Raw genomic sequence first — 21,374 nt, 5'->3', positions numbered from 1 at the left:
CATGACCGATGCTTCTTTTCCCGTCGCGCCACGGGTCGAGTCCGACGAGACGTCCGACCCGCCGGCGCGGGTTTTCACCGCCACCGACTCGCCCTGCGTGGCGGTGTGCTCCACCCTGTTCGACGATATTTGCCGCGGCTGCGGCCGCACCGCGATGGAAGTCGCCAACTGGGTGTTCATGAGCGACGAGGAAAAGCGCGAGGTCTGGGCGCGCATCCGGGCCCAGGGGTATCCGCGCCGCAACAACTGAGCGGCGCACGGCGGCCTGTCTTGGCCATGTCACATCGCGCGGGCTAAATCGCGGCATTGTCCACCTGCCGTCCCGCACCATGCGCATCGTACTCGTCACGGATGCCTGGCATCCGCAAGTCAACGGCGTGGTCCGCACCTGGACCACCATGCAAGGCCTGCTGCAGGATTGGGGGCACGAGCTGATCGTGGTCAGCCCGCAGGGCAGCCGTACCGTGCCGGCGCCGTCCGAGCCGGACTTGCGCCTGTGCCTGCAGCCCGGGCGCCAGTTGCGCCGCGTGCTGGGCGATATCGTGCCCGATGCGCTGCACATCGCCACCGAAGGGCCGCTGGGCCTGGCCGCGCGCCGCATGGCGCTGCGCCGCGGCTGGCGCTTCACCACCTCGTTCCACACCATGTTTCCCGATTACCTGCAGGCGCGCATGGGCATTCCGGCGGGCCTGCCGTGGCGCTACCTGCGCTGGTTCCACCGGCCATCGCAGCGGGTCCTGGTGCCCACGCCCACCGTGCGCGACATCGTGGCGCGGCGCGGCCTGGGCAATCTGCAGGTCTGGTCGCGCGGCGTCGACGCGCGCCGTTTCGCGCCCGGGCCGCGCGATTTCCTGCCCGAACTGCCGCGCCCGCTGTTTCTCTGCGTGGGCCGCGTGGCGCGCGAGAAGAATCTGGATGCCTTCCTGTCGCTGGCGCTGCCGGGCAGCAAGGTGATCGTGGGCGGCGGCCCCGACGAAGCCCGCCTGCGCAGGAAGTTCCCGGCCGCGCATTTCGCCGGCCCGCAGGCCGATGACCGCCTGGCGGCCTACTACAACGCCGCCGATGTATTCGTCTTTCCCAGCCTGACCGACACCTTCGGCCTGGTGATGCTGGAGGCCATGGCCTGCGGCACGCCGGTGGCGGCCTTTCGCAGCGAAGCGCCGCTGGCCGTGGTGCAGCAGGGCGCCACCGGCTTTCTCGACGACGACCTGGCGCAGGCCTGCCGCGCCGCGCTGGCGCTGGATCGCGACGAGGTGCGGGCGCACGCGCTGACGCGCACCTGGGACGCGGTGGCGCGCGACCTGCTGGCGGCGTTCACGCCGCTGGTCGAGGCGCCGCTGGCCCTGCCGCCGGCCGCCCAGCGCATATGACGCGGCATGCATGCGTCACCGTTTGCGAGGCCGCGGCGAGCCGGTACAATGCCGCCTATCCCTGAGGAGCGCTGCGACGATCCGGGCCGTGTCCACGGCATGCCGGTCGCCAGGCTCAGGAAATCCTTGTTTACGCGCCGCGCATCGCGCGGCGCCGCAGCAACGGCGCTCACCTTTGTCGCATGAAGCGGGAAAGGCGAGTACGCGCCGTGCGGATCATGGTGCTACGCGTTGCCCGGCTTCATTGCGCGCCGTTCGACTTTCACGTGGAGCCACACCATGAATGCTGTAACCGATAAATCCGTTGCCGACTACATCGTCGCCGATATGGCGCTGGCCGGCTGGGGCCGCCGCGAGCTGGCCATTGCCGAAACCGAGATGCCCGGCCTGATGGCGATTCGCGACGAGTACGCCGCCAGCCAGCCGCTCAAGGGCGCGCGCATCGCCGGCAGCCTGCACATGACCATCCAGACCGGCGTGCTGATCGAAACGCTGGTGGCGCTGGGCGCCGAAGTGCGCTGGGCCTCGTGCAACATCTTCTCGACCCAGGACCACGCCGCCGCGGCCATCGCCGCCACAGGCACGCCGGTGTTCGCCATCAAGGGCGAAACCCTCGAGGAGTACTGGCAGTACACCCACAAGATCTTCGAGTGGCCCGAAGGCCGCCATGCCAACATGATCCTGGACGACGGCGGCGATGCGACCCTGCTGCTGCACCTGGGCGCGCGCGCCGAGCAGGACATCTCGGTCCTGGCTAAGCCCGGCAGCGAAGAAGAGCGCGTGCTGTTCGCGGCCATCAAGGAAACCCTGGCGCGCGATCCGAAGTGGTATTCGACCCGCCTGGCCCAGATCAAGGGCGTGACCGAGGAAACCACCACCGGCGTGCACCGCCTGTACCAGATGTCGCAAAAGGGCGAGCTGGCCTTCGCCGCCATCAACGTCAATGACTCGGTCACCAAGTCGAAGTTCGACAACCTGTATGGTTGCCGCGAGTCGCTGGTCGACGGCATCAAGCGCGCCACCGACGTGATGGTGGCCGGCAAGATCGCGGTGGTGGCCGGCTATGGCGACGTGGGCAAGGGCTGCGCCCAGGCGCTGGCCGCGCTGCGCGCGCAAGTGTGGGTGACCGAGATCGATCCGATCTGCGCCCTGCAGGCGGCGATGGAAGGCTACAAGGTCGTCACCATGGAAGAGGCGGCCGCGCACGCCGATATCTTCGTGACCGCCACCGGCAACTACCACGTCATCACGCGCCAGCACATGGAGGCCATGAAGGACCAGGCCATCGTGTGCAACATCGGCCACTTCGACAACGAGATCGACGTCGCCGGGCTGGAAAACTGCCAGTGGGAAGAGATCAAGCCGCAGGTCGACCACGTGATCTTTCCCGACGGCAAGCGCATCATCCTGCTGGCCAAGGGCCGCCTGGTGAACCTGGGCTGCGCCACCGGCCACCCGTCGTTCGTGATGTCCTCGTCGTTCGCCAACCAGACCATCGCGCAGATCGAGCTGTTCACGCGCAACGAGGCCTACACCACGGGCCAGGTGTACGTGCTGCCCAAGCACCTGGACGAGAAGGTGGCGCGCCTGCATCTCAAGAAGCTGGGCGCCAGGCTGTCGACGCTGAGCAAGCAACAGGCCGACTACATCGGCGTGCCGGTCGAAGGGCCGTTCAAGCCGGGCCACTATCGCTATTGATGGATGTAGCACAATAGGGGCGGGGCCGCGCCATCGTGGCGCGGGCCGCCTCATCCCAAGGAGATCGAACATGGCTCTGCTTCTGGTCTGGATCCTCAACGCAGTTGCGCTGCTGGCGGTGGCCTACCTGCTGCCCGGCATCACGGTGGCCAGCTTCGGCTCCGCCCTGGTGGCGGCGCTGGTGCTTGGTTTGCTGAACATGCTGGTCAAGCCGGTGCTGGTCCTGCTGACGCTGCCCATCACCATCGTCACGCTCGGCCTGTTCCTGATCATTCTCAACGCCCTGTTGTTCTGGTTCGCCGGCTCCGTGCTGCGCGGCTTCCAGGTCAACGGGTTCTGGTGGGCCGTGGCGGGAGCGATCCTGTACAGCATCATTGCCGGCCTGCTGACCAAACTGATCCCCTGATGACCCAATCCACTGCTCCCGCTTTCAGCCTGGAGTTTTTCCCGCCGCGCGACATCGCCGCCCAGGAGCGGCTGGTGCGCGCGGCCAAGCAGATGCTGGCGATCCAGCCGCGCTACGTCAGCGTCACCTTCGGCGCGGGCGGCTCCACGCGCGCCGGCACGGCCGACACCGTGCGTACGCTGCGCAACCTCGGTTGCGACGCGGCGCCGCACCTGTCCTGCATCGGCGCCACGCGCGACCAGTTGCGCGACATCCTGGCGGCCTATCGCGAGCAGGGTGTGCGCCGGCTGGTCGCCCTGCGCGGCGACCTGCCTTCGGGCATGGGCGGCGACGCGGGCGAGCTGCGCTACGCCAGCGATCTGGTGGCCTTCATCCGCCAGGAAACCGACGACTGGTTCCATATCGAGGTGGCCGCCTACCCCGAGATGCATCCGCAAGCCGAAAGTCCGTCGGCCGATCTGGCGCATTTCGTCAACAAGGTGCAGGCTGGCGCCGACGCGGCCATCACGCAGTACTTCTTCAATCCCGACGCGTATTTCGATTTCGTCGAGCGCGCGCAGGCCAAGGGCGTGACGATACCCATCGTGCCGGGCATCATGCCCATCACCAACCACACCCAGCTGGTGCGTTTCTCGGAGATGTGCGGGGCCGAAATCCCGCGCTGGATCCGCCTGCGCCTGGCCGAGTACGGGGACGACAAGGCCTCGATCCGCGCCTTCGGCCTGGATGTCGTGTCCGAGCTGTGCCAGACCCTGCTGGACAACGGCGCGCCCGGCGTGCATTTCTACACGCTCAACCACGCCGAAGCCACGCTCGGCATCTGGAAGGCGCTCAACGCCTAGCGTCCGGCGCCCGGCCGCGGGGCCGGGCGCGCGGGCCCGTCAGTCGGCGTAGACGCCGGCCTTGCGGATCATGGCGCCCCATTTCTCGGTTTCGGCCTGCAGCCAGGTCTGCAGGCCTTGCGGCGTCTGCTTCTCGGGCGGCACGATATCGGCGCCCAGTTCGGCCATCTTCCGGGTGAACGCCGGGTCTTTCAGCGCGGCGCGCAGCGCGGCGTTGAAGGTTTCGATGGCCGCCGGCGGCGTGCCCTTGGGCGCGTAGATGCCGTGCCACACCTTCACTTCGAAACCCTTCAGCCCGCTCTCGTCGAGCGTCGGCGTGTCGGGCAGCGTCTTGATGCGCTGCAGCGTGGTCACGCCGTACAGCTTGACATTGCCGGCCTTGATGTGGGGGATCGTCTGCGTGGTCTGGTCGCACAGGATGTCGACCTGCCCGCCCAGCAGCGCGCTGAGCGCCGGAGCGGTGCCCGCGTACGGGATGGCGGTCAGCTGCACGCCGAGGGCTTCCTGCAGCAGCATGCCGCACAGCTGCGATACGGCACCCGGCCCGGCGTTGGCCAGGTTCAGCTTGCCGGCGTTGGCATGGGCGTACTTCACGAAGGCCGGCATGTCGTCCGGCGGCAGGTCCTTGCGGCCCAGCAGGGTCATGGGCACGTCGGCAACCTGGCCCACGTAATCGAAATCGGCCAGCGGCTTGTACGGCAGCTTGCGGTACAGGGCCGGGGCCGTGGCCATGCCGTTGTGGTGGATCAGGAAGGTGTAGCCGTCGGGCGTGGCGCGCGCCACGTGGTTGGGCGCCAGCGTGCCGCCCGCGCCGGTGCGGTTCTCGACCACGATGGACTGGCCCAGGGTCTTGCTCATGGACGCGCCCAGCGTGCGCGCCACCACGTCGGTCGGACCGCCGGCGGCGAAGGGCACGACCAGGGTAATGGCGCGCGTGGGGTACGAGGGCTGGGCCCAGGCGCCGCCGCACAGGGCGGCCAGCGCCAAGGGCGCGACCGTGCGCGACAGCGTCGCGCGCCAGCGCGCGCGGATCGGTGGGGCAACCATGGTGGGTGTCTCCGGTCTGTAATTATGGAGACGCCAGTTTGGGCGAGACTGCCGGCGGCGGGAATTAGCGGTTGCCAAAGGCGCGCTTAGCGCGGGCCGAATGGGGGATTGCCCTAAGGGAATGGGGTCAGCGCGCCCGCATCTCCAGCGGGGTGCGGTGCAGGAAGCGCTCGAACGCGGCCAGGAAGGCCTGTTCGGCGGCGCTCAGCTTGCGCTGCCGGTGCCAGGCGAGGAATACATCGATCTCGGCTACGTTGTGCTCGGGAGGAAGGCGGCGCAGTTCGCCGGCCAGCACGTCTTGGCGGATGAGGTGTTCGGGCAGGAAGCTGAGCCCCACGCCGGCCACGACCATGCGGCGGATTTCCTCGAGGTAGGGCGAGGTGCCCACGATGCGGCCGGTAAAGCCCTGCTGGTCGCGGAAGATCGTCAGCGGCGACAGCGTGTCGCCCAGCTGGTCGCTGGCGAAGCAGACGAAGTTCTGGTCCATCAGGTCCTCGACGCGCACGTTGCGGCGCGAGAAGAACGGATGGTGGCGGCCGCACACCACCACGTAGCGATGGCGCAGGAACAGGCGCCGTTCCAGCGTGTCGATGGCCTTGCGGCACAGGCACAGCCCGAGCGCCGGCACCCGCTTGGTCAGCGCGTCCAGAATGGCGGCGCTTTGCATGACGTCGACGTAGAACTCCACCCTGGGATAGCGGCGGTGGAAGTGCGCCAGGAAATCGTCGTAGGCCGTGCTCTGGATCTTGCTCATCACCAGCAGCCGCAAGGTGCCCGCGATATCGTCCTCGTCCTGGATGGCGGCTTCCTCGACGCGCGCCACCATGCCGTACATCTCGCGCGCCAGGCGATAGATTTCCTCGCCCAGGTTGGTGAGGCGGAACTCGCCGCTGCGGCGGTAGAGCAGCATCCCGCCCACCGCCTGCTCCAGCCGCTTGAGCGCCTGGCTGACGGCGGGCTGGCTGAGGTGCAGCGCGGTCGCGGCGCGTCCGACGCCGCGTTCCTGCACCACGAACATGAAGGTGCGCAACAGGTTCCAGTCCAGGCGTTCGGGGGCAAGCGCGGCGGCGGATTTCTTGGGGGCGGGGCTGGCGGACATGGTTTGCGGAAGGCATGAAAAAAGGCGGCCGCGGCCGCCTTTTCCGGATGGACGGGGCTGGACCTCAGGCCTTGGCCAGGCCCGCGAAGAAGCGTTCGGCGTTGTCTTCCAGGCCCTCGATATAGTAGCCGCCTTCCTGCACGATCAGCGTCGGCAGCCTGAAGGCGCCGATTGCCTGGCCCAGGCGCTCGAAGCCATTGGCGCTGACCGCGACCATGGCTTGCGGGTCCTTCTCGAATACGTCGAAGCCCAGCGACAGCACCAGGGCGTCGGGCTGGAACAGCTCGATGGCGCGCTGCGCCTGCTGCAGGCGGTCGAAGAACACGGGTTCGGGCGAGCCGTGCGGCATGGGCAGGTTGACGTTGTAGCCATAGCCTTCGCCCGCGCCGCGCTCGTTCTCGAAGCCGGCCACCACCGGATAGAAGTTCTCCGGGTCGCCATGGATGGACACGTACAGCACGTCGCTGCGCTCGTAGAAGATTTCCTGGATACCCTGGCCATGGTGCATGTCGGTATCGAGGATGGCCACGCGCTTGTAGCGCTGCGTGAGCATCTGCGCGGCGATGGCGGCGTTGTTGAGGTAGCAGAAGCCGCCGGCGGCGTCGCGCCGCGCATGGTGGCCGGGCGGGCGGCACAGGGCGTAGGCATGGCGCTCGCCGTCGAGCAGGGTCTGCGCGCCGGAGATGGCGCATTGCGCCGCCCAGTAGGCCGATTGCCAGGTATGCGGGCCGACCGGGCAGCTGCCGTCGGCCAGGTAGCGGGCCGCCTGCGCCAGCACGCCGCGCAGGGCGTTGGGTTCGCGCACGAAGACGTTCGACACGACTTCGTCGCCCCAGTCATCGGGCAACTGCTTCCAGCGCGCATGCGCTTCCCGCAGAAAGCGCAGGTAATCCAGCGAATGGACCGCGCCGATCGCGCCGGCGCCGGCGTCGACCGGCTCGCGCACGTCGAACTTCAGCTTGCGCGCGGCCTCGGCCAGGGCGTCCAGGCGCGCCGGCACTTCCTGGGGCGTGCGCATCTTGCCGCGCGAGAAATAGGTTTGCGGGTGGTGCAGCTTCTGGTCGGGATGGTAGAAGGCTTTCATGTCAGGCGCTCCGCAGCGGGGCCGTCACCGCATCGGCGCGATGGTTGGCCAGGAAGATTACCGAAATCATCGACAGCAGCGAGATGCCGCTGAACAGCAGGGCCAGCGGCCACCAGTGGCCCTGGAACTTCTCGGCCAGGATGGTGCCCAGGATGGGCGTCAGGCCGCCGAAGATGGCGCCCGACAATTGGTAGGCCATGGAAATGCCGGTGTAGCGGATGCGGGTGGGAAAGCTGTCGCTCACGTAGCCCGCGATCACCGCATAGTAGGCGCCCAGGCAGACCACGGCCAGGCCCACGCCCAGCGTCAGGCTGGTCAGCGTGCCCTGGTCGACCATGCTGAACATCACGTACGGCGTGAAGATCGACAGGAACGAGGTGATCAGCAGGAAGCGCCGATTGCCGATGCGGGTGGCGATGTGCGCCGACAGCGGCGTGATGATGAATTGCATCACCGATACCACCAGCAGGCAGTCGAGGATGACGCCGCGGCTCAGCCCCACGTACTGCGTGGTGTAGGCCAGCATGAACGTGTTGGTGAAGTAGAAGCCGGCGATGCCCAGCACGTTGGCGCCCACGGCGAGGGCCAGCAGGCCGGAGGCGCCGCGCAGCACTTCCACGATGGGCGCCTTGTCGGCGGCCTGCTTCGCGGCGCCGTCCTTCAGGCGCGCCTTCTCGGCCTGCTCGGCCAGGAAGTCGGGCGATTCGTTGACGCTCAGGCGGATCGCGAAGCCCACCACCAGCAATGCGGCGCTGAACAGGAACGGCACGCGCCAGCCCCAGTCCATGAAGGCGGCGTCGTCCAGCGAGGTCACCAGCTTGAACATCAGCATCGACAGGATCAGGCCGGCCGGGCTGCCCAGCTGCGCGAACGAGGCGAAGAAGGTGCGCTTGCTGCGGTCGGGCGAGTGTTCGCCGGCCATCAGGACGGCGCCGCCCCATTCGCCGCCCACGGCAATCCCCTGGATGAAGCGCAGCGCCACCAGCAGGATCGGGGCCCAGACGCCGATGGAGGCATAGGTGGGCAGCAGGCCGATCAGCACCGTGACCGTGCCCATCAGCAGCAGCGTGATGACCAGCGACTTCTTGCGGCCGATGCGGTCGCCGATGTGGCCGAACACCGCGCCGCCCAGCGGACGCGCCAGAAAGCCCACGGCGAAGGTGCCGAACGCGGCCAGGGTGCCGTAGAAGCCGTCGACCGATGGGAAGAACAGTTTGCCGAATACCAGGGCGGCTGCCGTGGCGTAGATATAGAAGTCGTACCACTCGATCATGGTGCCGACGAATGCGGCGATGGACGCGCGCACCGGCTGATGGGTAGCCGTTTTGTGATTCCCCTGCATGTTTCTCTCGTATGACTGGCGGATGGCCGGCACGATTGCCCGGTGGCCGCCGTTGTTATACGGCCACCGCCGCATATAAGAAAAATTCTATTTATTTATTCGCCATATTCGTTTGATTTATGTGGCGCGCGCGACGCGCCGCCGTGGCGGTTGTTTTGCGCCGTGGTCGAACGAAAATTGCTTGTGAATCAACACATTGTGGCGTTGCCGCCAGCCCGGCCGCAGCGTTGGGCGCGGCCGGCGCCGGAAACGGGGGGCGCGTCTACCCTAGGGAAAACCCCTGGGGGCGGGCCGCCCGGGACGGCGGGTTCAGCGCAGCAGGAACCGGCTGCCGGCGCTGTGGTGGCCGGCCGCGGCGCCGCTGGCCACCAGGGGCGCGCCCGGCACCCAGCCGTCGGGCGTGAGGATGGCGTCCAGGGCGATGTCGTGCGCGGCGGCCTCGTAGTCATCCGGCAGCAGGCCTTCCGACCAGGCGATGCCGATGGTGGTCGGCGGTGCGCCGGCAGCCTGCAGGGCGGCCAGCGTACGGTCGTAGTAGCCGCCGCCGTAACCCAGCCGATCGGCGTCCAGGGTGTAGCCCAGCGTCGGGACCAGCACCACGTCGGGCACCACCGCCGGGCCGTCCGCGGGCTCCTGGATGCCATACGCGCCGGTGCGCATGGCGCTGTCGGGTGTCCAATCCCGAAACGCCAGCGGGGCGTCGCGCTCCTGGACGGCGGGCAGGCAGACGGCGATGCCGGACTCGACCCATTGCTCCAGCAGGGGCAGCAGGTCGGGTTCGTCTTCCATGGGCCAGAAGGCGGCCACGCGGGAAAGGGGGCGGCCCTGGGCGGCGGCCTGTTCGCGGGCGAGGTTGAGCCAGGTGAACAGGCGTCCGCGCATCAGCAGCGCTCCACGGCTGCGCTGGCTGCTGGTCAGTTCGGCCCGGGACTGCCGCAATCGCGCGCGCAGCGCGGCTGCGGTATTCTTGGCGGTATTTTGAGTGTGCATGCGGGCCTGGCGATGAAACGAGTGCTTGAAGCAAGACGGTATCAGAAATTGGCGCTCCGTGACGCGGCCGACGGCATGCGCGGCTGGCTGCCGGTGTTGGCGCTTTTCACGGCGGCCTGTGCGCCGGTGGACGCGCAGCAGCGCGCCAGCGCCGCGCCCGCCGCGGTGTCGATGCAGGCCGCGCCGGATGCCGAACAGGCCAGGCGGCCCATCGCGGTGCCGCCGGCGGTGCTGGCCGGCTTGCCGCCGGCGCCGCAGACGCCCGCCCAGCAGGCCGTGGTGGCGGCGCGCGAAGCGTCCCAGCGCAAGCAGTGGTCCGTGCTCGGCGCGCTGGCGCCGCAGGCCAAGACCGATCCGCTGGGCATGTATCCGGAGTACTGGCTGCTGCGCTACCAGCTCTGGAGTCCGCCGGGCGGCCGCCGGCCGGACGCCGAACTGCAGCGGTTTCTGGCCGCGCATGCCGGCAGCTACCTGGAGGACCGCCTGCGCGGCGACTGGATCCAGGCGGCGGCGCGCGCCGGCGACTTCGAAACCGTGCGCCGCCTGGGGCCGGTCAAGCAGGGCAATGCGCAGATCGCCTGCGCCGGGCTCGACGCGCGCCACATGACCGGGCAGCGCGCCAGCGCCGCGGAGGCCGTGGCGGCGTTCGCGCCGGGCACGGCCTGTTGGGCCCTGTACGATCAACTGGTGGCCGATGGGGTGCTGGGCTGGGACGAAATCCAGCCGCAGCTGCGTGACGCCATCGAGGCCGGCAAGCTGTCGGATGCGCGCAAGCTGGCGCAGTACATCTTCGAGCCGAAAGACCAGAAGATCTACGACCAGATGATGAAAGACCCGATGAAGTGGCTGGTCCGCCAGGACAAGTCGCCGGTCGGGCGCAACGAGAAGGAACTGGTCACGCTGGCCCTGGCTCGCCTGAACAAGCCGGACGTGAGCGTGGCGGACTCGTACCTGCGGCGCGAATGGGCGCGCCACCTGCCCAGGCAGAACCTGGCCTGGGTGCGCAGCCAGTACGCGCTGGTGGCGGTGCTCAACCAGGATCCGCGCGCGTACGAGTGGTACCGCGAAGCGGGCGCGGTGCGCATGACCGAGTACAGCCATGCCTGGAAAGTGCGCTCGGCCTTGCGTCAGCCGCGCATCGACTGGAAATGGGTCATCGAGGCCATCGACGGCATGCCGCCGTCGCAGCAGGCCGAGCCCGTGTGGGTGTATTGGAAGGCTCGCGGGCAGGCCGCGCTGGGCCGCGACCAGCAGGCCGGCCAGGCTTACGCCAGCATTGCCGACCAGTTCAATTTCTATGGCCAGCTGGCCGCCGAGGAGCTGGGCCGCCGCATCACCGTGCCGCCGGCGCCGGCGCCGGTCACCGATGCCGAAATCGCCGAGGCCCGCGCGCATCCCGGCCTGCGCCGCGCGATCTACCTGTTCCGGCTGGGCTGGCGCGCCGAAGCCGTGCCGGAGTGGAATTTCTCGCTGCGCGGCATGTCCGATCGCCAGCTGTTCGCCGCCGCCGAGCTGGCGCGCGCCGAAGGCATCTACGACCGCGTGGTCAATACCTCCGAGCGCACCGCCGAGCAGTTCGACTTCAGCCAGCGCTTCATCGCGCCCTTCGAAGGCCGGGTCAGCGCCAAGGCGCGTGCCATCGACCTGGACCCGGCCTGGGTGTATGGCCTGATCCGCCAGGAGTCGCGCTTCATCATGGATGCGCGCTCGCACGCCGGCGCGTCCGGCCTGATGCAGCTGATGCCGGCCACCGCCAAATGGGTGGCGCGCAAGATCGGCATGAGCGATTTCCAGCCCGGCTCGGTCAACGATTTCGACGTCAACACCGAGCTGGGAACGCAGTACCTCAACATCGTGCTGCAGGGGCTGGATGGCTCCCAGGTATTGGCCAGCGCCGGCTACAACGCCGGGCCGGGCCGTCCGCGCAATTGGCGCGCCTCGTTCGGCCACCCGGTCGAAGGCGCCATCTTCGCCGAAACCATCCCGTTCAACGAGACGCGCCTGTACGTCAAGAACGTCATGTCCAACGCCGTGTACTACGCCGCCATGTTCAGCGGACAACCGCAATCGCTGAAGGAGCGCCTGGGCAGCATCGTGCCGCCGCAGCCGGCCCTGGCCGCCAGCCAGCGATGAGCACGACCGACGATCCAGGCGTTGCCGGGCTGCAGGTCTATATCGTCGGCGGCGCGGTGCGCGACGACCTGCTCGGCTTGCCGGCGGGCGACCGCGACTGGGTGGTGGTGGGCGCCACGCCGGAGGACATGGCGCGGCGCGGCTTCATCCCGGTGGGCGGCGATTTCCCCGTGTTCCTGCACCCGCGCACGAAAGAGGAATACGCGCTGGCGCGCACCGAACGCAAATCGGGGCGCGGCTACAAGGGGTTCACCTTCTACACCGGCGCCGACGTCACGCTGGAGCAGGACCTGCAGCGGCGCGACCTGACGGTCAATGCGATCGCCCGTACGCCGCAGGGCGAACTGATCGACCCCCTCGATGGCGTGGCCGATGTACGGGGCCGCGTGCTGCGCCACGTGGGCGAGGCTTTTGCCGAGGACCCGGTGCGCATCCTGCGCCTGGGCCGTTTTGCCGCGCGTTTTGGCGACTTCAGCATCGCGCCGGAAACCATGCGGCTATGCCGTCGCATGGTCGAGGCCGGCGAAGCCGATGCGCTGGTGCCGGAGCGGGTCTGGAAAGAGGTGTCGCGCGGATTGATGGCGCAGGCGCCGTCGCGCATGCTGGACGTGCTGGCCCAGGCAGGCGCGCTGGCGCGCGTGATGCCCGAGTTGCACGACGAGGCGGCCGTGCGCGCCGAGATCGATCGCGCCGCGGCCGCGGGCCTGCCGCTGGCGGGCCGCTATGCCTTGCTGTGCCGCCATACGCCCGAGCGCGACGCGCTGGGCCGCCGCCTGCGCGCGCCGGTCGAGTGCATGGACCAGGCGCGCCTGCTGCCGCTGGCGGTCGAGGCGCTGGCGTCCAGCGCGACGCCGGCCGCGCAATTGGACCTGATCGAGCGCTGCGATGCCTTGCGCAAGCCCGAGCGTTTCGACGCCCTGCTGCAGGCGGCAGCGATCGTGGCGCCGGTGGACCTGCCCGCCTGGCGCGCGCGCGTGCAGGCCGTGCGCGCCATCGACGCCGGCGCGATCGCGCGGCAATGCGCCGGCGATCCGGCGCGCATCAAGCCGGCGCTGCGCCAGGCGCGCTTGCAGGCCCTGGGCGGCGCGTAGGAATTTCGCAGGCCTTACAGCGTGCCGCGCCGGTCGCCGCGGGCAAAGCCCAGCAGGGGTTCGGGCATGTCGCGGCCTACGGCCAGCACCTTGAACAGTTCGCCCATTTCCGCCTCGGACAGCAGTTTCTGCACCGGCGCCACGGCTTGCGCGTAGGTGCGCGCATCGGTCGGATCCAGCTGTGAAAGCGTGTCGAGCAGGCCGGCGTTCACCAGGAAGCGCGCCTGCGAGAGATAGCCCAGCACCTGCAGGCCGCCAGCCAGCGCGGCATCGGCCATGGCGGTGAAATCGACGTGGCTGGTGATGTCCTGCAGGCCCGGCGCGACGAATGGGTCCGCGTGCGCATGGTGGCGAAGGTGGCACATCAGCGTGCCGCCGGCGCGTTGCGGGTGGTAGTACTCGCTGCGCGGAAACCCGTAGTCCAGCAGCAGCGCCGCGCCGCGTTGCAGCCACAGGCCCATGCCGCGGACCCAGGCCTCGGCCTGCAGGTTGATTTCGGATACGTAGCCGGGCAGCGGCGGCATACGCTGCGCCACGGCTTGCGCGAGAGCGGCGTCGGCGTCGCGATCCCGCCAGGCGAATGCGCCGTCGGCATCCAGGATGACGCCGCGCTCCTGCACCGTGCCGGCCTCGCTCCAGCGAAACAGCGTGGCCGGCATGGCGTCGAGCACTTCATTGCCGAGCACGCAGCCGGCGAAGGCATCGGGCAGCTGGTCCAGCCATTGCACTTGATCGCCGAATGGCGCCAGGCGGGACTGCTGCCGTTGCCGCAGATCGGCCGAGACTTCCACGATCAGGTAGCGCGCCGGGCAGTCCATGCCTGCGAGCGCGCGCAGCACGCCTTCGGCCAGCGCGCCGGTGCCCGCGCCGAATTCGAGCACGCTGGCGGTGTCCGTTGCGCGCAGGACCTGCGCGACCTGGCGCGCCACGGTGGCGGCGAACAGCGGAGTCAGTTCAGGGGCGGTGACGAAGTCGCCGGCCGGCAAGGCCGGGCCTTGCGCATCGGCGGGCGAGGCCAGCTTGGCGGCGCCCGCGGTGTAATAACCCAGCCCGGGCGCATACAGCGCGGCGGACATCCATTGCGAGAACGGCAGCCAGCCGCCGGCAGCGGCGATGGCGGCACGCAGGTGCCGGGCCACGCTGGCGCTATGCGCGCTGGCGGCCGGGTCGAGAGGGGGAAGCGAGGAGGAAGCAGGGCGTTGCATGGCTGCTATTTTCCCATGAAGGGAAAACGCCCGGTGGAGCGCAGCGGCGCGGGCAGGCCCGCGCCGCATGGTCCGGATGGTTCAGGCCTTAGCCGCGGCGGGGCGCGGCCGGCTTGGCGAAGCGCTTGGCGGGACCGCCGGGGCGCTTGTCGAACGAACGGCCTTCGCGCGGGGCGCCGTGCCAGCCGCCTTCGCGCTGGGGACGGTCGCCGAAGCTGCGCTGCGGGCGGTCGCCGAAGTCGCGTTGCGGACGGTCACCGAAGTCGCGCTGGGGGCGGTCGCCGTAGGGGCGCTGGGGACGGTCGCCGAAATCGCGCTGCGGGCGGTCGCCGAAGCTGCGCTGGGGACGGTCGCCGAAGTCGCGCTGGGGGCGGTCGCCGTAGGGGCGCTGGGGCCGATCGCCGAAATCGCGCTGGGGGCGGTCGCCGAAGCTGCGCTGGGGCCGATCGCCGAAATCGCGCTGCGGACGGTCGCCGTAGGGGCGCTGGGGCCGGTCGCCGAAGCTGCGCTGCGGGTGATCGCCGGCGTCGCGCTGGGGCCGATCGCCGAAGTCGCGCTGGGGACGGTCACCGTAGGGGCGCTGGGGCCGGTCGCCGAACTCGCGCGGCGCGCCGTAGCCGCCGGGACGCTTGCCGCCCATCGGCTTGCCGCCGCGGCGCGGGCCGCCGGTGCTCGGGCGCGGGGTGCGTTGCGGCTCCAGGCCGGCGATGACTTCGGCGTTGATCGACTGGCCGATGTAGTGCTCGATGCGCCGCACCTTGTGGCGTTCGGCGTGCGTGGCCAGCGTGAACGCCTGGCCGTCGCGGCCGGCGCGGCCGGTGCGGCCGATGCGGTGCACGTAGTCCTCGGCCTGCAGGGGCAGGTCGAAGTTGACGGCGTGGCTGATGCCTTGCACGTCGATGCCGCGCGCGGCCACGTCGGTCGCCACCAGCACGCGCAGCTGGCCGCGTTGCAGCTGGCCCAGCGTACGGGTGCGCTGGCGCTGGTTCATGTCGCCATGCAGCGCGGCGGCGGCAAAGCCCTGGTCGGCCAGGCGGTCGGCCAGGTCGTCGGCGCCACGCTTGGTGGCGGTGAAGACGATGGCCTGGTCCAGGCGCGCATCGCGCAGCACGTGGTCCAGCAGGCGCATCTTGTGCGCGGCGTCGTCGGCGTACAGCAGGCTTTGCGTGATGTTGGCGTGCTTCTGGCGATGGCCGGCGATTTCGATGCGCTGCGGCTCACGCATCATGCGTTCGGCCAGGCGCGCCACGCTGCCGTCCAGGGTGGCCGAAAACAGCAGGGTCTGGCGCTCTTGCGGCAGGCGCTCGATGATGGTTTCGATATCCTCGATGAAGCCCATGTCCAGCATGCGGTCGGCTTCGTCCAGTACCAGGGTGTGCACGGTATTCAGCTTGACGCGGCCGGCCTTCAGGTGGTCGATCAGGCGGCCCGGGGTGGCCACCAGCACGTCGACGCGGCGCGACAGCGCCTTGAGCTGCGCGCCATAGGGCATGCCGCCCACGACGGTGGCGGTGCGCAGGCCGGGCAGGTTGCGGCCATACGACGCCGTGGCGTCGGCGACCTGCAGCGCCAGTTCGCGCGTCGGGGTCAGCACCAGCACTTGCACGCCGACGCCCTTGTTGCCGGGCTGGTGGGCGATGCGGTTGAGCGCCGGCAGCATGAACGCGGCGGTCTTGCCGCTACCGGTTTGCGAAGAGACCATCAGGTCGGCGCCGGCCATGGCCTGGGGGATGGCCGCGGCCTGCACCGAAGTGGGTTCGGTGAAACCGGCCTCGCTCAGGGCCGAGAGAATAGTGGGCGCCAAGCCCAAGTCTTCGAAAGACATAGCTTTTCCTTGCCGCGTATAGCGGCGCATATGCATGCGCGGCCGAACAAGGGAAAAGGTGTCGGTCCGGGCAGCGGTTGATGGAGCATCGTGCCGACCGAATCAACCGTGCGCGGATTGCGCTTTCAAATTCAAGCGCGGGGCGAAAGGAAAGAGGTCAGGAAGCGATGAGCTTCGGCATGGGCCGGTGGCGTGTAGCCGTGCCGGAAAGACTGCGTTGAAGGCGCATCAAGAGCGCGCGTATGCCGAATCTGGTTTGTGCAGTGCAGCGATCATAACGCGAATTCCCCTTGACGGGAAGCATTATTTTGCTCGCCCGACCAATCCACCGGTTTTTTGCCGTGTTGTTGCAACCACGCATTGGTCTGGCGGAAATGCCCGCAGCCGACAAACGGCACCGGGGGGCGGCGCGCCGACAGGGGGGACGGGTGGTTGGCCGCCAGCACCAGGTGTCCGGCGTCGGCCGGCACCAGCGCCTGCTTGGCCTGCGCATGCGCGCCCCATAGCAGGAAGACCTTGGGGGACGGGTCGCGCGCCACCTCGGCGATCAGGGCGTCGGTGACGGTTTCCCAGCCGCGCTTGGCGTGCGAGCCGGGCTGGCCGTCTTCCACCGTCAGCGACGTGTTGAGCAGCAGCACGCCCTGGCGCGTCCAGGCCGACAGGTCATGGCGTGTCGGGCGCGGATAGTCCACCGCGATTTCGTTGAAGATGTTGCGCAGGCTGGGCGGGCACTTGCAGTCGTCGGGCACCGAAAAGGCCAGGCCCTGGGCCTGCCCGGGGCCATGGTATGGGTCCTGGCCCAGGATCACGACGCGTACTTGCGCGGGCGCGAGCTGGTCCAGGGCGCGAAAGGGCGCGGCCGGGTAGACCACGGCGCCCTCGGCCAGGCGTTGTTCGACGTGGCCGAGGACGGATGCGAAGGCGCGCGCCACCGCGGGTTGCTCCAGGACGTGGCGCCAGGCGGCGGGCAGGGCGGCCGCCTGGGCGGCGAGGGAGGCGGGGGCGAGGCGGTTGTCGTTCGGCATGGACGCGATTGTGGCACAGGCCGGGTGGCGTTCCGGCTAGGCGGCGGCCCGCCAGGCGGCCAGCACCGATGGCAGTTCGGCCATGTCGGTCAGCACATGGACCGCGCCGGTCGCGAGCAAGGATTGCGCGTCGCTGTGGCCTGCCTGGCCGGGCGGGCTGTAGCCGAACACGGTCGCGCCCGCTGCCACGCCGGCGGTGGCGCCGATGACGGAATCCTCCACGATCGCGCAGCGCGATGGCGCCACGTCCAGCGCCTGCGCCGCCGTCAGGTAGACATCGGGAAACGGTTTGCTGCGCGGCAGTTCCTGGCCGCTGAACACGCGGCCGGCGAAACAATCGGCCAGCCCCACCTTGGCCAGCTGCATTTCCACCTTGAGGCGGTCCGCGCCCGAGGCCACGGCAACGCGGCCATCCAGGGCGGCGTGCAGGGCGCGCACGGCCTGTGGCGCGCCGGGGATCTCGACCAGTTCGCGATCCAGCGCATCGTTGCGGCGCTGGCGGAACTCCCGGAACCATTCGTCCGTCAGGCGCGTGCCGGTGCGCGCTTCGATCAGCGGCAGTTCGTCGCGCACCGCCTTGCCGGTGAAGATCCGCATCGTTTCTTGCGGACTGAGTTCCCAGCCCAGTTCGCCCAGCATCTGGCACAGCACGCGGTTGGTGATGGGTTCGGAGTCGACCAGCACGCCATCGCAATCGAACAGCACGGCGTCGAACGGAAAATCAGTCATTGCGGCGATATGGGGGAGAGTTTGCAAAGCGTCCAAGCATACCCCGTCCGGCGCTCTCGTCGCCGCGCCTGGCATCGCGCCCTCACGGAGTCAGCCGCCTGCGGCGCTCAGCGCGGTGATGCGGCGGCCGGGCGCGGCCAGTTCATGCAGCAGGTCGTCCAGGTACTCGGCCAGCTGGTCGGCCGCCAGCGCGGCGGGGATGACGATGTCGTAGGCGCGAGCACGCTTGCCGGCTTCGGATCGGTAGGCCACCCAGGCTTTGCCCTCGCGCACGATGTCCAGTTGGTAACGGCCATAGATGTCAAATTTCATGGGTGTTTCTCCTTGCGCGGCATGTCGAGGAACCCGCGCAGCACGCCTGCCGAGTAGACGCTGGCCACTTCGCGCAGAAAGTCCTGGAAATCCATCATGGCGCTGCCGTCGGCGCGGTCCGAGACGGTGCGCATGACGGCGCAGGGCACGCCGAATTCATGGCAGACCTGCGCCACCGCCGCGCCCTCCATTTCGACGCACAGCGCGTCGGGCAGCGCCGCCTTCAGGCCGCGCAGCGTATCGGCGCGGTTGACGAAGCAGTCGCCGGTGGCGATCAGGCCGCGATGCACGCTGGGCGCCACCGCGCGGCCGGCCGCATGGCCGGCCAGGAATCCCGTGGCGCATCGATGCAGCCGTTCGGTCAGCCAGGCGTCGGTGGCGAAATGCGAGCGTTCCAGCAGCGGCACCTCGTATTGCGGAAAGAGCGGGCGGGCGTCCAGATCGTGCTGGATGAGGGCCGTGCCGATGACGATATCGCCCACGCGCACCGAGTCGTGCAGCCCGCCGGCCAGGCCGGTGAATACCACGGCGTCGACGGGAAACTCGCGCAGCAGCGTGGCCGTGGTGGCCGCCGCGGCCACCTTGCCCACGCGGGTGAGCACCAGCACGCAGGGCTGGCCGCGCAATTCGCCCACATGGTAGTCGCGCATGCCGATGCGCCGCGTGACGGCGCCCGGCCCCATTTCTTCGAGCAGCGCCCGGATTTCGTCGGCCAGGGCGGCCAGTATTCCCAGCATGGACATCTCTCGCGCCGGGCTGGCCGGCAAAGCCTGCATTATGGCCGTTGCCGCGCTTGCGTCCTAAAGTCCTGATTTGCAATTTGTTGGTTGTAATTCAGGACTTCGAGAGTTATACCGCAATGACGGGCCGCGGCCCGCTCGCACGGAGGCGGATATGCAGACATCGATGGAAGGTCATGAAGTGGTATCGCGGCAGGCCTGGCTCGAGCGGCGCCGGGCCCTGCTGGCGCGCGAGAAGGCGCAGACGCGGCTGCGCGATGAACTGGCCGCGCAGCGGCGCGCCTTGCCGTGGGTGCGGGTGGACAAGCCGTACGCGTTCGAAACCGCGCGCGGCCGGCGCACCCTGGCCGATCTGTTCGACGGCCGCAGCCAGTTGATCGTCAAGCATTTCATGCTGGGCCCGGGTTGGGGCGAGGGCTGCGTGGGCTGTTCGTTCGAGGTGGACCATGTGGAAGGCGCGTTGCTGCACTTGCGGCACCATGACGTCAGCTATGTGGCCGTGTCGCGCGCGCCGCTGGCCGAGATCGAGGCATTCAAGCGCCGCATGGGCTGGGGCTTCGAGTGGGTGTCGTCGTATGGCGACGATTTCAACTTCGATTACCACGTGTCGTTCACGCCGCAGGACATGGCGCGCGGACGCGGGCTGTACAACTATGCCGAGACCGAGCTGCCGATCGACGAACTGTCAGGCCTGAGCGTGTTCTACCGCAATGCGGCCGGCGAGGTGTTCCATACTTATTCGGCCTATGGCCGCGGGGCGGAGGAGGTGCTGGGCGCCTATATGCTGCTCGATCTCACGCCCAAGGGGCGCAACGAGACCGGACCGCGCCACAACCTGACGGACTGGGTGCGCCATCACGATCGTTATGGAGCGGCCGGCCAGGTGGCGGCCACCGGGCGCTATGAGGCGTCCGGCGGGCAGGCGCCTCCCGATGCCGCGCCGGGTTGCTGCGGCGCGCCGCATCCGTAGGCGTTCGTGGAACATGGGCAGGGCGTGGACGCCCTGCTCGCACGGGTTGAGTTGCGTCAGCCGGATGTCGAACAGCTGCCCGGAGGCGGGCTCAGTCGGCCGGCGGCAGCACGCGCAGCAGCGCGTAGCCCAGGACGGCCGACACCAGCGAGCCGGTCAGCACGCCGATCTTGGTGGCGTCGATCGTGGCCGCGTCGTTGAAGGCCAGCGCGCCGATGAACAGGCTCATGGTGAAACCGATGCCGCACAGCAGCGCGACGCCGTAGAGCTGCGCGAACGAAGCGTGACGGGGCATGCTGGCCAGGCCGGTCCGGATGGCCAGCCAGGCAAAGCCGAATACGCCCAGCTGCTTGCCCAGGAACAGGCCCAGCGCGATGCCCAGCGGGATGGGCGCGGTCAGGCTGTCGATGCCCATGCCGTCGAATGACACGCCGGCGTTGGCGAACCCGAAAACGGGAACGATCAGCAGGGCCACCGGACGGTGCAGGGCGTGTTCCAGCGCATGCAGGGGCGAATGCTCGGCGCCCGGCTGGCGCGGGTCCTGGCGGCGCAGCGGGATGGCCAGCGCCAGCGCTACCCCGGCCAGCGTGGCGTGCACGCCGGATTTCAGGACGAAATACCACAGCAGCGCGCCCACCAGCAGATAGGGCGCCAGGCGCAGCACGCGCAGGCGGTTCAGCGCGCACAGGGCCGCCAGCAAGCCGCCGGCCGCGGCCAGCGCGGACGTGTTGAGCTCGGCCGTGTAGAACACCGCGATGATGGCGATGGCGCCCAGGTCGTCGAGAATGGCCAGCGCGGTCAGGAAGATCTTCAGCGACGTGGGGACGCGGCTGCCCAGCAGCGCCAGGATGCCGAGCGCGAAGGCGATGTCGGTGGCCGCCGGGATGGCCCAGCCGCGCAGCCCGGCCGGATCGCCCTGGTTGATCAGCAGATAGACGAGGGCCGGCATCAGCATGCCGCCGGCCGCCGCCACGCCGGGCAGCACGATGCGCGATGCGCCCCGCAACTGGCCGTCGAGCATCTCGCGCTTGATTTCCAGGCCGACCAGCAGGAAGAACACCGCCATCAGGCCGTCGTTGATCCAGTGCAGCACCGATTCCTTGAGGGTGAAGGCTTCCGATGCATAGCCCAGCTTGGTGCCCAGCAACTGGAAATAGGCCGGCGCCAGCGGCGAATTGGCCACGATCAGGGCCAGTACGGCGGCGATCATCAGCACATAGCCGCCCAGGGCTTCGGAGCGCAGGAAAGCCTGCAGGAGGGATGGGGCGCGGGAAGGAGTCGTCGGCACTGTTCTCGGCAATGGTTTTGTCAGGAAACTGAATTTTAGCTGAACGTTTCTGAGTGTTCGCGGAATTTTGCCGGCAAGATGCGTACGAAGATGCGGAATCGGGTTTGCCGCGCCCAGGGAGGCGGGGTGGTTGCCTAAGCTGTCCACGGTCGCCGCCCGACAGGCCGGGCGGCCGGAC

At 69.1% G+C, this 21,374-nt stretch carries 20 protein-coding genes and 1 riboswitch; of the genes, 8 read left to right on the top strand and 12 right to left on the bottom strand.

Translation table 11 applies throughout. From position 1 onward, the window contains the following. Position 1: 1 nt before the first annotated feature. The 5 genes from CAL11_RS23210 to metF all read left to right on the top strand — a co-directional run bounded on the left by CAL11_RS23210 (position 2) and on the right by metF (position 4,316). Entirely contained in the window at positions 2-250 is a 249-nt protein-coding gene (locus CAL11_RS23210) for a DUF1289 domain-containing protein (protein ID WP_033470701.1), read from the top strand. 79 nt (positions 251-329) lie between these two features. Next, on the top strand, positions 330-1,370 hold the full coding sequence (locus tag CAL11_RS23205) for a glycosyltransferase family 4 protein (protein WP_033470698.1): 1,041 nt from the start codon (positions 330-332) through the stop codon (positions 1,368-1,370). A 57-nt stretch (positions 1,371-1,427) separates the two neighbouring features. Continuing rightward, positions 1,428-1,548: riboswitch (S-adenosyl-L-homocysteine riboswitch) on the top strand. Between the two features lie 101 nt (positions 1,549-1,649). Then, positions 1,650-3,068: an adenosylhomocysteinase gene (ahcY, locus tag CAL11_RS23200; RefSeq protein ID WP_033467289.1), complete on the top strand. Its 1,419-nt coding sequence runs from the start codon at positions 1,650-1,652 to the stop codon at positions 3,066-3,068. Between the two features lie 70 nt (positions 3,069-3,138). Continuing rightward, on the top strand, positions 3,139-3,474 hold the full coding sequence (locus CAL11_RS23195) for a phage holin family protein (protein ID WP_033467292.1): 336 nt from the start codon (positions 3,139-3,141) through the stop codon (positions 3,472-3,474). Continuing rightward, complete coding sequence (metF, locus tag CAL11_RS23190; RefSeq protein ID WP_086094395.1) at positions 3,474-4,316, top strand: methylenetetrahydrofolate reductase [NAD(P)H]; 843 nt, start codon at positions 3,474-3,476, stop codon at positions 4,314-4,316. The genes CAL11_RS23195 and metF overlap by 1 nt, the downstream gene beginning before the upstream one ends. A 39-nt stretch (positions 4,317-4,355) precedes the next feature. Here metF and CAL11_RS23185 read toward each other — a convergent pair whose 3' ends face one another. The 5 genes from CAL11_RS23185 to CAL11_RS23165 all read right to left on the bottom strand — a co-directional run bounded on the left by CAL11_RS23185 (position 4,356) and on the right by CAL11_RS23165 (position 9,878). Continuing rightward, entirely contained in the window at positions 4,356-5,363 is a 1,008-nt protein-coding gene (locus tag CAL11_RS23185; protein ID WP_050485082.1) for a tripartite tricarboxylate transporter substrate-binding protein, read from the bottom strand. 127 nt (positions 5,364-5,490) lie between these two features. After that, the gene (locus CAL11_RS23180) at positions 5,491-6,462 is read right to left on the bottom strand and encodes a LysR family transcriptional regulator (protein ID WP_033467297.1); all 972 of its coding nucleotides are present in this window, start codon (positions 6,460-6,462) and stop codon (positions 5,491-5,493) included. Positions 6,463-6,526: 64 nt separating this feature from the next. After that, complete coding sequence (locus CAL11_RS23175) at positions 6,527-7,546, bottom strand: histone deacetylase family protein (RefSeq protein WP_033467299.1); 1,020 nt, start codon at positions 7,544-7,546, stop codon at positions 6,527-6,529. 1 nt (position 7,547) lies between these two features. After that, complete coding sequence (locus CAL11_RS23170) at positions 7,548-8,921, bottom strand: MFS transporter (RefSeq protein WP_086094677.1); 1,374 nt, start codon at positions 8,919-8,921, stop codon at positions 7,548-7,550. 276 nt (positions 8,922-9,197) lie between these two features. Further along, positions 9,198-9,878 carry a 5-formyltetrahydrofolate cyclo-ligase gene (locus tag CAL11_RS23165; RefSeq protein ID WP_086094394.1) on the bottom strand — a complete coding sequence of 227 codons (681 nt, stop codon included), beginning with the start codon at positions 9,876-9,878 and terminating at the stop codon, positions 9,198-9,200. Positions 9,879-9,890: 12 nt separating this feature from the next. Between CAL11_RS23165 and CAL11_RS23160 the strand changes: the two genes are divergently transcribed. Both CAL11_RS23160 and CAL11_RS23155 read left to right on the top strand, forming a co-directional pair. Beyond that, positions 9,891-12,011: a transglycosylase SLT domain-containing protein gene (locus CAL11_RS23160; protein ID WP_086094676.1), complete on the top strand. Its 2,121-nt coding sequence runs from the start codon at positions 9,891-9,893 to the stop codon at positions 12,009-12,011. Continuing rightward, complete coding sequence (locus CAL11_RS23155; protein ID WP_086094393.1) at positions 12,008-13,102, top strand: CCA tRNA nucleotidyltransferase; 1,095 nt, start codon at positions 12,008-12,010, stop codon at positions 13,100-13,102. The genes CAL11_RS23160 and CAL11_RS23155 overlap by 4 nt, the downstream gene beginning before the upstream one ends. Before the next feature lie 14 nt (positions 13,103-13,116). On the opposite strand, the gene CAL11_RS23150 is transcribed toward CAL11_RS23155, so the two are convergent. The 6 genes from CAL11_RS23150 to CAL11_RS23125 all read right to left on the bottom strand — a co-directional run bounded on the left by CAL11_RS23150 (position 13,117) and on the right by CAL11_RS23125 (position 18,935). Further along, positions 13,117-14,376, bottom strand: a complete 1,260-nt coding sequence (locus CAL11_RS23150; protein WP_086094392.1) for a class I SAM-dependent methyltransferase — start codon at positions 14,374-14,376, stop codon at positions 13,117-13,119. 19 nt (positions 14,377-14,395) lie between these two features. Beyond that, a complete protein-coding gene (locus tag CAL11_RS23145) occupies positions 14,396-16,168 on the bottom strand; it encodes a DEAD/DEAH box helicase (protein ID WP_086094391.1) in 1,773 nt (590 codons plus the stop codon). A gap of 236 nt (positions 16,169-16,404) precedes the next feature. After that, positions 16,405-17,157 (bottom strand): uracil-DNA glycosylase, encoded by a 753-nt coding sequence (locus tag CAL11_RS23140; RefSeq protein ID WP_086094390.1) that lies wholly within the window; start codon positions 17,155-17,157, stop codon positions 16,405-16,407. Positions 17,158-17,193: 36 nt separating this feature from the next. Further along, positions 17,194-17,886, bottom strand: coding sequence for an HAD family hydrolase (locus CAL11_RS23135; protein WP_033467318.1), 693 nt, complete (start codon positions 17,884-17,886; stop codon positions 17,194-17,196). Between the two features lie 90 nt (positions 17,887-17,976). After that, the gene (locus CAL11_RS23130) at positions 17,977-18,198 is read right to left on the bottom strand and encodes a DUF7661 family protein (protein ID WP_086094388.1); all 222 of its coding nucleotides are present in this window, start codon (positions 18,196-18,198) and stop codon (positions 17,977-17,979) included. After that, positions 18,195-18,935 (bottom strand): 5'-methylthioadenosine/adenosylhomocysteine nucleosidase, encoded by a 741-nt coding sequence (locus CAL11_RS23125; RefSeq protein WP_086094675.1) that lies wholly within the window; start codon positions 18,933-18,935, stop codon positions 18,195-18,197. Before CAL11_RS23125 ends, CAL11_RS23130 begins: the two co-directional genes overlap by 4 nt. Positions 18,936-19,092: 157 nt before the next feature. Between CAL11_RS23125 and CAL11_RS23120 the strand changes: the two genes are divergently transcribed. Beyond that, on the top strand, positions 19,093-19,908 hold the full coding sequence (locus CAL11_RS23120; protein ID WP_086094387.1) for a DUF899 domain-containing protein: 816 nt from the start codon (positions 19,093-19,095) through the stop codon (positions 19,906-19,908). Between the two features lie 91 nt (positions 19,909-19,999). On the opposite strand, the gene nhaA is transcribed toward CAL11_RS23120, so the two are convergent. Then, on the bottom strand, positions 20,000-21,196 hold the full coding sequence (gene nhaA, locus CAL11_RS23115) for a Na+/H+ antiporter NhaA (RefSeq protein WP_086094386.1): 1,197 nt from the start codon (positions 21,194-21,196) through the stop codon (positions 20,000-20,002). Between the last annotated feature and the right edge of the window lie 178 nt (positions 21,197-21,374).

Source organism: Bordetella genomosp. 6, assembly GCF_002119705.1.
In the GTDB taxonomy this organism is placed as follows: domain Bacteria; phylum Pseudomonadota; class Gammaproteobacteria; order Burkholderiales; family Burkholderiaceae_B; genus Bordetella; species Bordetella bronchiseptica_F.
Note: the sequence above shows the minus strand (reverse complement) of the source record. Positions and strands in the feature narration are given on the sequence as shown.

Coding starts and splice junctions, on each gene's coding strand:
- CAL11_RS23210 (WP_033470701.1), top strand. CDS start 2: ATGACCGATGCTTCTTTTCCCGTCGCGCCACGGGTCGAGTCCGACGAG.
- CAL11_RS23205 (WP_033470698.1), top strand. CDS start 330: ATGCGCATCGTACTCGTCACGGATGCCTGGCATCCGCAAGTCAACGGC.
- ahcY (WP_033467289.1), top strand. CDS start 1,650: ATGAATGCTGTAACCGATAAATCCGTTGCCGACTACATCGTCGCCGAT.
- CAL11_RS23195 (WP_033467292.1), top strand. CDS start 3,139: ATGGCTCTGCTTCTGGTCTGGATCCTCAACGCAGTTGCGCTGCTGGCG.
- metF (WP_086094395.1), top strand. CDS start 3,474: ATGACCCAATCCACTGCTCCCGCTTTCAGCCTGGAGTTTTTCCCGCCG.
- CAL11_RS23185 (WP_050485082.1), bottom strand. CDS start 5,363: ATGGTTGCCCCACCGATCCGCGCGCGCTGGCGCGCGACGCTGTCGCGC.
- CAL11_RS23180 (WP_033467297.1), bottom strand. CDS start 6,462: ATGTCCGCCAGCCCCGCCCCCAAGAAATCCGCCGCCGCGCTTGCCCCC.
- CAL11_RS23175 (WP_033467299.1), bottom strand. CDS start 7,546: ATGAAAGCCTTCTACCATCCCGACCAGAAGCTGCACCACCCGCAAACC.
- CAL11_RS23165 (WP_086094394.1), bottom strand. CDS start 9,878: ATGCACACTCAAAATACCGCCAAGAATACCGCAGCCGCGCTGCGCGCG.
- CAL11_RS23160 (WP_086094676.1), top strand. CDS start 9,891: ATGAAACGAGTGCTTGAAGCAAGACGGTATCAGAAATTGGCGCTCCGT.
- CAL11_RS23155 (WP_086094393.1), top strand. CDS start 12,008: ATGAGCACGACCGACGATCCAGGCGTTGCCGGGCTGCAGGTCTATATC.
- CAL11_RS23150 (WP_086094392.1), bottom strand. CDS start 14,376: ATGCGGCGCGGGCCTGCCCGCGCCGCTGCGCTCCACCGGGCGTTTTCC.
- CAL11_RS23145 (WP_086094391.1), bottom strand. CDS start 16,168: ATGCATATGCGCCGCTATACGCGGCAAGGAAAAGCTATGTCTTTCGAA.
- CAL11_RS23140 (WP_086094390.1), bottom strand. CDS start 17,157: ATGCCGAACGACAACCGCCTCGCCCCCGCCTCCCTCGCCGCCCAGGCG.
- CAL11_RS23135 (WP_033467318.1), bottom strand. CDS start 17,886: ATGACTGATTTTCCGTTCGACGCCGTGCTGTTCGATTGCGATGGCGTG.
- CAL11_RS23130 (WP_086094388.1), bottom strand. CDS start 18,198: ATGAAATTTGACATCTATGGCCGTTACCAACTGGACATCGTGCGCGAG.
- CAL11_RS23125 (WP_086094675.1), bottom strand. CDS start 18,935: ATGCTGGGAATACTGGCCGCCCTGGCCGACGAAATCCGGGCGCTGCTC.
- CAL11_RS23120 (WP_086094387.1), top strand. CDS start 19,093: ATGCAGACATCGATGGAAGGTCATGAAGTGGTATCGCGGCAGGCCTGG.